Annotated in this window: 13 protein-coding genes; 11 read left to right on the top strand and 2 right to left on the bottom strand. The window is 46.6% G+C overall.

Translation table 11 applies throughout. The features are described from left to right. Window positions 1-16: 16 nt before the first annotated feature. The 9 genes from HCJ96_RS06930 (at window position 17) to HCJ96_RS06970 (ending at window position 8,522) form a co-directional block, all read left to right on the top strand. The gene (locus HCJ96_RS06930) at window positions 17-1,129 is read left to right on the top strand and encodes a capsule biosynthesis protein (protein ID WP_169210299.1); all 1,113 of its coding nucleotides are present in this window, start codon (window positions 17-19) and stop codon (window positions 1,127-1,129) included. A gap of 243 nt (window positions 1,130-1,372) precedes the next feature. Beyond that, window positions 1,373-1,966 carry a DUF2726 domain-containing protein gene (locus HCJ96_RS06935; protein ID WP_169210300.1) on the top strand — a complete coding sequence of 198 codons (594 nt, stop codon included), beginning with the start codon at window positions 1,373-1,375 and terminating at the stop codon, window positions 1,964-1,966. Window positions 1,967-2,112: 146 nt separating this feature from the next. Further along, complete coding sequence (locus tag HCJ96_RS06940) at window positions 2,113-2,826, top strand: 5'-methylthioadenosine/adenosylhomocysteine nucleosidase (RefSeq protein ID WP_169210301.1); 714 nt, start codon at window positions 2,113-2,115, stop codon at window positions 2,824-2,826. A 1-nt stretch (window position 2,827) separates the two neighbouring features. Further along, window positions 2,828-3,793 (top strand): cobalamin biosynthesis protein CobD/CbiB, encoded by a 966-nt coding sequence (locus tag HCJ96_RS06945; RefSeq protein ID WP_169210302.1) that lies wholly within the window; start codon window positions 2,828-2,830, stop codon window positions 3,791-3,793. After that, on the top strand, window positions 3,793-4,605 hold the full coding sequence (locus HCJ96_RS06950; protein ID WP_169210303.1) for a helical backbone metal receptor: 813 nt from the start codon (window positions 3,793-3,795) through the stop codon (window positions 4,603-4,605). Before HCJ96_RS06945 ends, HCJ96_RS06950 begins: the two co-directional genes overlap by 1 nt. A 110-nt stretch (window positions 4,606-4,715) precedes the next feature. Beyond that, window positions 4,716-6,107, top strand: coding sequence for an adenosylhomocysteinase (gene ahcY / locus HCJ96_RS06955; protein WP_169210304.1), 1,392 nt, complete (start codon window positions 4,716-4,718; stop codon window positions 6,105-6,107). A 126-nt stretch (window positions 6,108-6,233) separates the two neighbouring features. Continuing rightward, window positions 6,234-6,635 (top strand): DUF2721 domain-containing protein, encoded by a 402-nt coding sequence (locus tag HCJ96_RS06960; RefSeq protein WP_169210305.1) that lies wholly within the window; start codon window positions 6,234-6,236, stop codon window positions 6,633-6,635. Next, entirely contained in the window at window positions 6,622-7,197 is a 576-nt protein-coding gene (locus HCJ96_RS06965; RefSeq protein WP_169210306.1) for a GNAT family N-acetyltransferase, read from the top strand. Before HCJ96_RS06960 ends, HCJ96_RS06965 begins: the two co-directional genes overlap by 14 nt. Continuing rightward, on the top strand, window positions 7,194-8,522 hold the full coding sequence (locus HCJ96_RS06970) for an NAD(P)/FAD-dependent oxidoreductase (protein ID WP_169210307.1): 1,329 nt from the start codon (window positions 7,194-7,196) through the stop codon (window positions 8,520-8,522). The genes HCJ96_RS06965 and HCJ96_RS06970 overlap by 4 nt, the downstream gene beginning before the upstream one ends. A gap of 5 nt (window positions 8,523-8,527) precedes the next feature. On the opposite strand, the gene tyrS is transcribed toward HCJ96_RS06970, so the two are convergent. Further along, window positions 8,528-9,727, bottom strand: a complete 1,200-nt coding sequence (gene tyrS, locus HCJ96_RS06975) for a tyrosine--tRNA ligase (RefSeq protein WP_169210308.1) — start codon at window positions 9,725-9,727, stop codon at window positions 8,528-8,530. A 191-nt stretch (window positions 9,728-9,918) separates the two neighbouring features. Between tyrS and HCJ96_RS06980 the strand changes: the two genes are divergently transcribed. Together HCJ96_RS06980 and HCJ96_RS06985 are read left to right on the top strand one after the other, a co-directional pair. Further along, window positions 9,919-11,235, top strand: coding sequence for an OapA family protein (locus HCJ96_RS06980; protein ID WP_169210309.1), 1,317 nt, complete (start codon window positions 9,919-9,921; stop codon window positions 11,233-11,235). A 3-nt stretch (window positions 11,236-11,238) separates the two neighbouring features. Further along, complete coding sequence (locus tag HCJ96_RS06985; RefSeq protein ID WP_169210310.1) at window positions 11,239-12,342, top strand: anhydro-N-acetylmuramic acid kinase; 1,104 nt, start codon at window positions 11,239-11,241, stop codon at window positions 12,340-12,342. Here the strand turns inward: HCJ96_RS06985 and HCJ96_RS06990 are convergent. Beyond that, entirely contained in the window at window positions 12,339-12,770 is a 432-nt protein-coding gene (locus tag HCJ96_RS06990) for an SRPBCC family protein (protein WP_169210311.1), read from the bottom strand. The two genes, HCJ96_RS06985 and HCJ96_RS06990, sit on opposite strands and share 4 nt — an antisense overlap. Window positions 12,771-12,933: the final 163 nt, after the last annotated feature.

Consider the following 12,933-nt stretch of genomic DNA (forward strand, 5'->3'; position numbering starts at 1 on the left):
AGAGTTGAGGCATTCGGTGACCATTAATTTACAAAAAATCCTAAATTATATTAAGAAGAAGCCAAGTTTTATAGTTGTATTAATTTGGTTTTTATATGCTTTTTATCTAACGCTGATAGCATCAGAGCAGTTTGAAAGTGAGAGTAAGCTAATTATAAAAGCTAGCGACGGTGGAAGTGCGTTCGATCCATCTTCGTTTTTACCAGGGCTTTCCGTTGGTGCGTCATCCGATGAAAGCGACGTGGTAATTGCATTTATAGAATCTGCTGATATGGCAAATTATCTGAATGAGGCACTGAACCTTAGAGAACATTACTCTTCCAGCCAATATGATCTCTTTAGCAGATTATCGCAAGATGCAGCGAAAGAGGATTTTCTAAAATTTTACCTCAATCATGTTGAAGTGTATAAAGATGATTTATCAAGAATCATTTCCCTTAAGGCAAGAGCGTTTGAACCTGAGTTCGCCCAAAAAATTAATAAGACGATTATTGAAGAGGCGGAACAGTTTGTTAACAAAATTAATAATAATCTAGCGGTTAATAAGCTGAGATTTGCTCAAGAAGAGCATGCAAAAATAGAGGAAAAATTAAGAAAAGCAAAAGCTGATTTACTGGCATTCCAATCGAAATACGAAGTTCTGGATCCAACTATGCAAGGAGCGGCGCTTCAACAGCTCACATTTTCATTGGAAGCGACTTTAGCCCAAAAGCAAACTGAGTTAACTGCACTGTCAACTATCATGTCGCCAAAAGCACCTGAGTTAATGACCGTAAAAAGGCAAATTAACGCAATTCAAAAACAAATTGCTGCACAAAAAAGTAAAGTAGTGAATGGTGAACAGGTCGAAAGAAAGCTTTCGACTACGGAGTTAATGGCACAATTTACCAATATTAAAATCGAACTTGAATTAGCACTTCAAGCATACTCAACTTCTTTGATGTCATTAGAAAATATCCGCGTTGAAACATATGAGCAATTTCAGCACTTAGTCACGGTGGACAATGCGACCCTACCAGACAAGAGTCAGTACCCAGATATTTTATATAACCTCGTTTTATTCGGTCTGATTCTTTTTATGATTTACGGCGTAATTAGAATCGTTCTGGCTACTATCCGTGAACTGTAAAGATCAGCAATACCGATTGCCGCTTTTTCTGTACAAACAGTAAAGCGGCAAACCAGCCCCCCATCCTGTATTTGTTTTTAGTCACCTGCGAACCAGAGTCGTCAATGTTGCTGTAATGCGCTGGACAAGATTGATGACTGTGGCATCTGCTTTGCAATATATTTGTAAACACCAAAAACGTTGGTAATTGCCAACAGAATCGTCAAATTTTTGTCGCTTCAAATGAATCATTGCGAGGAAACTATGGAACTGGCCATCATATTAATGATTTTACTTGTCGTTGTTTCGGTAAGTGCCATGAAACTGTCAGACAGTGGCGTCACTTTTCCGTTTCGCCGTAAACCATCCTTGTTCACCCCTGTTGAACATACGTTTTTAAATTTAATTGACCAAGCTGTCGGCAGTGAGTTTCGCGTATTGTGTCGGGTGCGGCTGAATGATTTGCTGTTGGTGCAAAATCATGCCAATCGCAAGCAGGCCAGTGCTGCGCTTTCGCGCGCTTCCGGCCGACAACTTGATTTTGTTTTGTGTCACCGCAACGACATGAGTCCGGTCCTGGCAATTGATTTGGTTCACAGTAGTGGCAAAGATGGTTACAAAACGCAAAAAGACTGGTTTGTTTCAGGCGCATTAGACGCGGCAGGTGTGCCTCATGCTCGCATCAAAGTACAAGCGGGTTATACCGTTGAAGATATCAAAGAATGTATAGAAACCAAGCTTATTCCATATCGTCGTTCACAGCAAAAACTGGCTCAGGCGCCGACACACAACCCCGCACCGCCAAAACGCCCTACCCGTCCGGTTCGCTCAGTGCGTTCTAGCAGGGCGGCAGCCTAGTTCCTTCTTATACGGGTCCACCTGCGTGGATCCGTATTTCGCAACTGCACTGCAAAAGCCTGTCAGTTTAGCTACATTCATACTAGAATTAGGCGCTTTTAACGATCGCTACCCAAATGGCGTGGCGACAGGTTACGGTTTTAAAAATGAAAATTGGTATTTTAGGAGCGATGGATCAAGAAGTCGCTTTGCTTAAACAGTCGCTTAACGATGTCACGACCTCCGTGTGGGCCCACCTCACCTTTTACTCGGGTCATCTTCATGGCGTAAATGTCGTTGTCGTAAAGTGTGGGATAGGGAAAGTGGCGGCATCAGTTGCTACTGCAATGATGATAGATCGTTTTGGTCCGGATTTTGTCGTCAATACAGGTTCTGCAGGCGGTTTTGATTCCAGCCTGAAAGTAGGCGATCTGGTCATTGCCAGTGGCGTACAGCATCACGATGTGGATCTTACCCACTTTGGTTATGCACGCGGACAAGCGAGTGGCATGCCCGATATTTATCCCTGTGACGAACGTTTGATTACAGCGGCTGAGCGTGCTGCCGAAGATGTAGTACATATAACCTCTAAAAGAGGACTCGTGTGTACAGGTGATGCTTTTATCGGTTGTGATGAAGCTGCCTCACGCCTGCGCGGACTGTTCCCCGATATGAGCGCGGTTGAAATGGAAGGTGCAGCAATCGGCCAGACATGTTTCATGCTGGATACGCCTTTTGTGGTGATTCGTTCGCTGTCCGATATCGCAGGGGTAACCTCTACTATATCGTTCCGAGATTATCTTGAGGTAGCAGCTAAGCATTCTGCGGAGCTAGTAATGGGCATGATTAAATCATTGTCGGAAGATCCTTTGCTTAAGTAATATGGAAGCGCTTTTTACGGATTCAGTACTTGGCACGCTGGCCATACTTTGGTTGGTTGTGGTGCTGGATTTCATATGGCGCTGGCCTTCCGCCTATCACCCGTTAACGTTACTGCGACTTATGGCCAGCAGCATGGCAAAAAAAGTCCTGCCGGCAAAGCAGGATCCTGCCATGCAGCACTACATTTCTGGCGCCCTCGGGCCAGTCGTGATTATTACCCCGTTTGCGGTACTATTGGGGTTGCTTGTCTACATTGCTGAATACCCGCTATTCTTCGAAGCGGTGCTTATGCTGGCGCTGGTTGATTTTAATCATATCCGTTTCCAATATAAACGGGTCGTAGCGGCAGTAGGTAAGAATAAGAAGGTGCTCACGCGTGAAACATTAACGCCTATTGTGTATCGCGACTGCGAAAAATTAACCGACATCGGTATAGCAAAAGCAGCGATTGAATCATTAGTGCTGCGGTTCTGCTATCAATATTGGGGCGTATTATTTTGGTTTTTACTCGCCGGGCCTGTCACCGCTTTGGTGTATAGAATGCTGCTGACAATAAATTGGGAGTGGCATTGGCGCAAACCGGGTTATTTGCGTTTCAGCCAGCCCGTGCATAACCTGACCAAAGCAATGCGCGCTATTCCAGCGTTCATTGCTTCGTTAGCACTCATTCTGGTCACACATCCGATAAAATCATTTACGGCGATGATAAATGCCAAAGCGCGCGACCAGAGTTCACTGATTCTGGCTGTGATTGGAGGAGGACATGACATCAAACTCGGCGGGCCCGCTTTTTATCATGGACAAAAATACCGTTACCCCAGAGTGGGAGGGCAAAGGGATGTCCGTTATTCGGATATGATTTACTGCCAACGAGCCATTACCCGCGCCTCTTTGCTGCTAGCTACCCTTTCTACATTATTATTACTTGCATTGTGGGAAAGTCCACGTGTTCCCGGGCTGTATTAATGAAACGCTGCAAACTCCTGCTACTGCTCTGCATTTTTTCCTGTAACGGGTTGGCAACCAATGAACGTATTATTACCCTATCACCGCATTTAACCGAGTGGGTTTATAGTCTTGAACGTGAAGAGCAGCTGATTGCCGTCAGCGAATTCAGCAATTTCCCCGAACAGGCCAAAAGCTTACCGACGGTAGCGAATCATCATGGTATTAATTTAAAACGCATCGTCGCGCTTAGACCCACCCTCATACTTGCGTGGGAAGGCGGCAATAAGGAACAGGATATCGCCCGCCTTCGCTCACTGGGCTTTGAGGTGTTTACATCATCACCCCAGACACCACAGGATATTGGAACTGAATTAAGCGCGTTGGCGAAACGGCTGGATAAAGTTAGTCTGGCCACCACGCTGGTCAGCAATTTTACAACAGCAATGACTGACATCAAAAGCCGATTCGGCCAAACCAGACAACCGGTGTTTTACTATTATTGGGATAAACCATTGATGACGATTGGGACTGATACGTGGGCCAACCAATTACTCAACCACTGCGGTGCAGAAACCTTGTTCAGCGACGCGCCGGTTGACTTTCCAGAAGTCACTTTGCAACAAGTGCTAAAGCGTCGACCAGTATTGCTGATTGCATCCATAAATCAGGCCCCTGCTTTATTAGAGCAATATTGGGCACCACATCGACATGTTTTGTCTGCGCCACTGATTCAGGTTAATCCTGACGTATTCAGTCGTTTCACATTACGCTTGCCAACCGATCTACGCGCGCTATGCCAGCATATTGATACCCATTCCACAATGCCGTGATGTGCGTTCAATGTGATAGGCAATAATCGCAAATATCGCGCTATCAACTAGCTGGATTGTCAAAGCTGTTCTACTGTTAACAGACTCACCCGGTAACCCAGGACGCAAGCATGAAAGAGGAAAACCACGTCATGGCGATAGGCGATTATAAAGTTGCAGATATCACACTTGCTGAATGGGGACGCAAAGAGTTGACCATTGCAGAAAGTGAAATGCCGGCCTTAATGGCAATCCGGGCAAAGTACCGCAACCAACAACCCCTGGCTGGCGCAAAGATTCTCGGCTGCATTCACATGACCATTCAAACAGGGGTACTGATCGAGACCCTGATAGTGCTCGGAGCGCAAGTACGATGGTCGTCCTGTAATATTTTTTCTACCCAGGATCATGCCGCAGCTGCCATGGCGACCGCTGGCGTACCTGTTTTTGCGTGGAAAGGCGAGACAGAAGCAGAGTACAACTGGTGTATCGAACAGACTATCATCAAAAATGACGTCCCATGGGAAGCTAATATGGTGCTGGATGATGGGGGTGATCTCACGGCGATGTTGCACCAGAAATTTCCGCACGTTTTAAATCAGGTACATGGCATTACCGAAGAAACGACCACGGGCGTACATCGTTTACTCGACATGTTAAAGCGAGGCCAATTGCGAGTGCCAGCAATCAACGTCAACGATGCTGTCACTAAGTCTAAAAACGATAATAAATACGGGTGTCGTCACAGCTTAAATGATGCCATTAAACGTGCCACTGACCATTTGCTTGCCGGTAAGAAAGCATTGGTAATCGGTTACGGTGATGTGGGCAAAGGCTCAGTACAATCGCTGCGGCAGGAAAACATGATTGTTAAAGTAGCCGAGATCGATCCCATTTGCGCAATGCAGGCCTGTATGGATGGCTTTGAAGTCGTTTCTCCCTACTACGATGGCATTAATACCGGCGATAAACAGCACGTAGATTCGAATTTATTAGGCAGTACTGACTTACTGGTGACAACCACTGGCAACATCAATGTCTGCGATGCCAATATGCTTAGTGCGCTAAAAAATGGTGCAGTGGTTTGCAACATTGGTCATTTTGACAATGAAATCGATACGGCGTTTATGCGGCAGAACTGGCGTTGGGACGAAATAAAACCTCAGGTCCATAAAATTTATCGAAGTGATGACGAACAGGATCACATTCTGCTCCTTTCTGAAGGGCGTCTGGTTAACTTAGGGAATGCAACCGGTCATCCTTCGCGTGTAATGGATGGCTCGTTTGCCAATCAGGTTCTGGCGCAAATGCATTTGTTCAAACAAGCCTATGCATCGCAGGATCAGGCCAGACAACAATCACTCCTGAGCGTAGAAGTGTTACCCCGTCAGTTGGATGAAGAGGTTGCCCGCTACATGGTCGAAGGGTTTGGCGGAATGATCACTGAATTAACTGATCAGCAGGCAAACTATATTGGGGTGCAAAAGCAGGGCCCTTACAAGGCAGAGCAATATCGCTATTAAAAGTCGCTTTTTAAGCACGGTAACAAGTCAGTCTGTTGCTCAGAATGCGCAATCTTTTTGAGAAGGTAGCCGTCTGCCGCCATGGTTTGTTAAACTGTTGAAAACGGTAATAAAGCAAAAACATCCATGAACATTGACCTTGCAACGCCAGCCATGCTGTTTCCCGCAATTTCGTTGCTACTGCTAGCTTACACCAATCGGTTTTTGACGTTGGCGACGATCATCCGCAACTTCGCTAAAGACGAGCTGGACAACAATACGGCAGCACAAATCAAAAATCTACGTCAGCGCATCCAATTGATCAAGCGCATGCAAATTGCGGGTGTCGCCAGCTTTTTCCTCTGCGTGGTGGCGATGCTCGCCATTTATTTAACTTACCAGAAACTAGGCAGCTGGATTTTTGGTGTGAGCTTGGTGTGTTTACTGTATTCGTTATGGATGTCTGTCAGAGAAATTCTGATTTCTGTTGAAGCTTTAGATGTACATTTAGCCGGTGTGGCGAGGAAATCCAACCATGAAGACTGTTAAACAGATAGATTATGTACAATTCGAGCCCGCCCATTTTGACCGCGTGATCGAATTGGGTAACCGGGTACATGGTGACAATTATCTCACTGCGGAATCAATTAAACCCATTTACGAGGACAGCTGGCACAATAACATTAACGCCAGTTGGGTGGCGATACTTGAAGACAAGGTAGTCGGCTTTCGCCTGACTTTCGCGGCGTCTAAGTGGACACCGAGCGAATGGTGCTCTCCTGAACTCTGGCCGTTTCCGCAAGAACAAGTATGTTACTTTAAATGTAATACTGTGGACAAATCGATTCGTGCACATGGGGTTGGCAGCAAATTGCTGAAACGCTCCATTGAGCAAGCGAAATTGCAAGGAGCTAAAGCAGGCCTTGCGCATATCTGGCTGGCCAGCCCCGGTAACAGTGCATATAAATATTTTTCAAAGAACGGGGGCAAATTAGTGAAAGAGCATCCAAACCGATGGCGTCATGCATCTATTCATGAAGGCTACAATTGCCCGGTCTGTGAAGGCTATTGTGAATGTGTGGCTGCCGAAATGATCTTACCTTTCCAATGAGTTATGACCCGTTAACTGCAAAAGCAGTCAGTAGCGAGATTCCGCATCCACCTACGTACTGGCGCTCTACACATCGGGTCGTTGCCAGAGATTCACTTAAGCAGGACACCCATTGTGAATGGCTAATCATTGGTGCGGGTTATACCGGCCTTGCTACAGCGTGTGAACTTAAGCAACAATCGCCCAATGCTGATGTGGTCGTCGTGGACAGTCACGATATAGGATTTGGTTGCGCAGGACGAAACGGGGGTTTCGTACTCTCTGGTACCGGTCGCTATAGCCTGTCTGCCATTGCTAAAAGGTGGGGAGCTGGTGTAGCAGATAAAATGCATCACGAATTTCGCAGTGCGGTTGATGAAGTCGGCAGACGGGTTCAGCAGGGTCAAATCCAATGCGATTTAAATAATGGGCCGTATTTAAAAATTGCCCACAACGCCAAACAGGCAAGCTTGCTACGCAACGCGGTAGAAACCAACAAGCGTCAATTTGGGCTCGACGCCACCTTCTTGTCAGCCGATGAACTTCAAGCCCACTTGTCCATTCAGCATGCATTTGGTGCTTCCAGCCAACCAGGACAAGCTTTGAACCCCTTAAAATATGTTGATGGCCTGGCATCACTGGCTGTAAGTGAAGGGGCCAAAGTGTTTACGCGCACACCCGCCGAATCCATCGAACGCAACGATAAAGGTTGGACAGTCACTACACCTGACGCCACTATCAAAGCCGACAATATTCTGCTCGCCAGCAATGCCTACAGCCCGAAAAAATTTCACCCTATGATTGACCAGCGCCAGTTTCCTGTTCAATCCAGTATTATCGTAACTGCCCCCCTGCCAGACGCGCTCAGAAACGCCACCGGGCTTAATCAGGCCATGACCATGATGGATACCAGGATGATGAAATACTATTATCGCACGTTGCCTGATGGTCGATTACTATTTGGTGGACGTGGTGCGGTAACAGGCAAAAATGCTGACAGCCCGCTTTCCAAACAACGTTTAGTCAATGCAATGACAGCGAGTTTTCCTGCGCTTAACGGCATATCTGTCGACTACTTTTGGAGTGGATGGGTGTCGGTTGCGTTGGACAGCATGCCCAGGGTTGTATTTGACGAGAACCAACGGATTGGTTATTCGATGGGCTATTGTGGTTCGGGGGTATCCTTTGCCACACTGGCTGGGGCCCGGCTGGCGCAGAAAGCCTTAGGACAACACATCGATATTACCCTGCCGCTGTATAAAGATGCACTGCCTAAATACCCCTTACCAGCAATGCGCAGGCTGGGATTGCGAGCCCTCTACACCTGGGCTCACTGGTTTGAATAAAATGCTTACTTCAGCGTGATGCGGGCAAATTTACGTTTGCCCACCTGATATACCGCTTCGCCAGCTTCGGTAAGTTGTAAACGCGGATCTTCGACTTTCTCACCGTCAATTTTTACCGCCCCCTGTTTAACCATGCGCATGGCGTCTGAGGTTGAACCTACCAGCTCAGCATCTTTCAATACGTTACCCAGGCCTACCCCTTCAGCGCTTAATGCAAACGTGAACTCTGGCATTTCATCGGGAATCGCGTTCTTTTGAAAACGCTGAATAAAATCTTGATGGGCAGCAGTTGCAGCATCATTATCGTGGAATCGAGCGATGATTTCCTTCGCTAACAAAATTTTATAGTCACGCGGATTGGCCCCTTCTGCGACCTGTTGCTTATAACTCTCAATTTCTTCCAATGGACGGAAACTGATCAAGTCGTAATAACGCCACATTAAATCATCAGAAACCGACATCACTTTTCCGAACATGTCGTTGGGGGCGTCGGTGATACCAATATAGTTGTTCAGTGATTTGGACATCTTTTTCTCACCGTCTAACCCTTCCAGCAAAGGCAACATGACGATAGCTTGCTGAGCCTGTCCCTGATCTTTTTGCAGCTCACGCCCCATCAACAAGTTAAAACGTTGATCAGTACCACCTAATTCCACATCCGCTTCTAAGGCGACCGAGTCCCACCCCTGTACCAACGGATACAAAAATTCATGGATCGCAATAGGCTGACCACCGGCGTAACGCTTTTTAAAATCGTCGCGTTCCAGCATCCTGGCTACCGTTTGACTTGCGGCAAGTTTGATCATACCGTCAGCACCCAGCGTATCCATCCACTCAGAGTTAAAGCGAATTTCAGTCAGTTCAGGATCGAGTATTTTGAACACTTGCTCTTGATACGTACGTGCGTTTTCTAATACCTGTTCGCGAGATAAAGGCTTGCGCGTTACATTTTTACCCGTAGGATCGCCGATAAGGCCAGTGAAATCTCCGATCAGAAAGATTACTTTGTGACCGAGTTGCTGGAAAGTTCGAAGTTTGTTGATCAGTACAGTGTGACCTAAATGAAGGTCTGGCGCGGTAGGGTCAAAACCGGCCTTTATCGTAAGCGTTTTACCGGTTTTGAGTTTGTCTACCAAATCCTGTTCTGGCAGAATCTCATCGGTGCCACGCTTAATCTCAGCTATTGCTTCTTGCCAGTCATTCATTTATTTTCTCACATCTACTGGGTATCACTATAAAATCTGGATGGCATTTTACGCATGGATGGGAACCTTTAAAAGGTTTGGTGTTCATATTTGAGCGCAAACTGCCGATAAAATAATAGTCTGTCCATAATTTGAGCAGCAAAAGTAAGAATGATCATGTTGAAAGCTTTATTCTCGAGTCAGGTAGTAATATGAGAATCAATTTATTAACCGGTGTAAAAAACACTGTTAACCAATTACCTTCGCCGCACCGCGCTGGGCTGGCTATCGCCAGTGCGATCTTGTGTGGGATGGTACTATTTCCGTCTGAGCCCGTTGAGGCCAGTCGACATGCCGAATCTGCCATCTTAGATGTGGGTGTCAGATATCCGCTTAAACTGGAAGTCACACAAAACACGGGGATTGCGCTGCCTGAAGAGGACTCGGGTTGGCACGCGTACAAAGTAGGGTCAGGCGATACGTTAGCTAAAATATTTAAACGTGCAGGTTTTTCTCCTCGCGACACTTATGATGTTAGCAATTCAGGAAAGTTGGCCAAAACGCTGGTGACCATCTTACCTGGCGATGAATTGTGGCTTAAGACCGGAGAAGATGGCAGTTTCGCAGGTTTGAAGTATAAACTTTCAGCCCAGGAAACGTTGTCTATATCACCCTCTGAAGAATCTTCCACTTTGGTTGCTGAATTACAAACCAAAGAAATCGAAGTGCGCCATAATTTTGCCCAGGGAGAAATTACCTCCAGCTTCTGGCATGCCGGCGTCTCGGCAGGTTTAACCGACAACCAGATCATGCATCTTGCAGGCATTTTTGGCTGGGACATCGATTTTGCGATGGAAATCCGTCAGGGCGATGTGTTTAACGTGGTTTTCGAAGAACAATACATTGATGGTGAGTTCGTCGGTTTCGGGGATATTGTTGCTGCTGAATTTATCAATCAGGGCGAAAAATTTGTCGCTATTAAACATAGCGATGGCAACTATTACACCCCCGAAGGGCGCAGCATGCGTAAAAGCTTTCTACGCGCCCCCATTAATTTTAAGTATGTCAGCTCCAACTTTACTAAAGCACGCTTCCATCCTGTACAGAAGCGCTGGAAAGCTCACCGTGGCACTGATTACGTAGCAGCTACTGGTACGCCGGTCATGGCCGCAGGCGATGGCAAAGTGGTAAAAGCCGGCTATGACCGATTTAATGGTAATCATGTTTTTATTCAGCATGGCGAAAAATACACCACCAAATACCTGCACTTTAAGAAGAACGCGGTAAAGGTGGGCGATGTGGTTAAGCAGGGGCAAACGGTAGGGTATCTTGGCAGCACGGGGATGGTTACCGGCGCGCATCTTCACTATGAATTTTTAGTTGATGGCGTACACCGAAACCCACGTACCGTCGAGCTTCCAAAAGCACTACCTATTGCTAAAGCAGAGCGAGCAGCCTTTGAAGTAATTGCGGGCGATCGTCTTACTCAGTTGGACACCAACAAACGCATTATGCTGGCAATGCAATAAACTATGGCCTATTACATTGGATTGATGTCTGGTACCAGTATGGACGGTGTTGATGCCGTCCTCTGTGATCTGTCTCACGACCACGTTTATACGCGGCACTGTTCGTCACTGCATTATCCTGACGACTTATTGTCTCAATTGACTGCACTTTGTTCGCCTGCGGAAGATGAAGTGGATCGCATGGCCCGAGCAGATCGGAAAGTGGCCCATGTTTTTGCCGATGCGGTCAATCAACTGCTGGCTGCAACGAACCTTAAACCTGTTGACATCGTGGCCATTGGATCTCATGGCCAGACGGTGCGTCATCAGCCTACCTCCAGCTCTCAATCAGGTTATTCGGTGCAAATTGGTGATCCTAATACCATTGCGACGTTGACTGGCATTGATGTAATCGCTGATTTCAGACGACGCGATATCGCCGAGGGCGGGCAAGGTGCGCCGCTGGTACCCGCATTTCACCATAAAGTTTTCGGCAGCTCAGCCACCTCACGGGTGATCGTGAATGTGGGTGGCATTGCCAATGTTACTTATCTACCCGCGAACGAGACAGCCGCCGTAACGGGTTTTGATACTGGGCCGGGCAACCGGTTGATGGATTACTGGTGTCAACAACACCAAGGTAAGCGTTTTGACGAAGATGGTCGCTGGGCTGCGAGTGGAGAAAGCAATGTAGATTTGCTAAATACCATGCTGAAAGACCCCTATTTTCATCGTAGTGCGCCCAAAAGCACTGGCAGAGAATATTTCAACGAACACTGGCTCGCGCAATTTGAAAGCTTAAATACGCTACCTGCTAAAGATGTTCAAGCAACGCTGTTATCATTAACCGCGCAATCGATCGCCAATGCTATTGCTACCTTTAAACCGGTAAGCGAACTGTATGTGTGCGGTGGTGGTGCGTTTAACCAGCATCTCTTGGCTAAATTGTCGCAACAGACAGGCATTCAGGTTCAATCGACTCAGCAACTTGGGGTCAACCCTCAATGGGTGGAAGGTGCAGCTTTCGCCTGGCTGGCGTGGGCATTCAATCATCGCATTGCCGGAAATTTACCTGACGTTACCGGCGCCAGAAAATCCTGTGTGTTGGGTGCGTTATACCCAGCTTAATCAAAGCGAATTTTTGACAACTTTTGCAAGCAATTTATCCATTCGGAGTAGTGCTGCTCTTTAATTGTTTCGTTAGCGAACCCCGAATGAATCAAAATGATATCAGTGGTGTCATCAGCCAATTGTTCAAACTGAATATCGACGCTGGTTACTACACGTTCTGCGGATGTCTCCTCCCACGCCCACGAGAACATTAACTGGTCATTGCGACGAATACGTGTGTATTCGCCAGCCAAAGCATATCGGTTGCCAGATGTATCCTCCATCACTATCCGATACTTGCCGCCTTCTTTAAAGTCACAAACCACCTGGACGACATGCAAAGAGGCAGGCGCAATCCACTGGCTGAGTAATTCCGGTTTGTGAAAAGCATCAAATAATTGAGTAAGAGCAACTGAAAAATTCTCATTTATCTTAAAGTTATACATATCAATTAGTTACACCACTGCCGCTTAAATCACTTTGAGTTGATATCTGAATAGACTTTATTTTGTTCAGTATAATACTAATTAGCAACTGTGCGCGTTCATCCTACGCGAGATGCTAGCTTTCCGGACTATTCAGAGGTGTACTTAGTACTTAGTACTTTGT

The sequence above is a fragment of the Alteromonas ponticola genome (assembly GCF_012911815.1).
Taxonomy (GTDB): Bacteria; Pseudomonadota; Gammaproteobacteria; order Enterobacterales; family Alteromonadaceae; genus Alteromonas; species Alteromonas ponticola.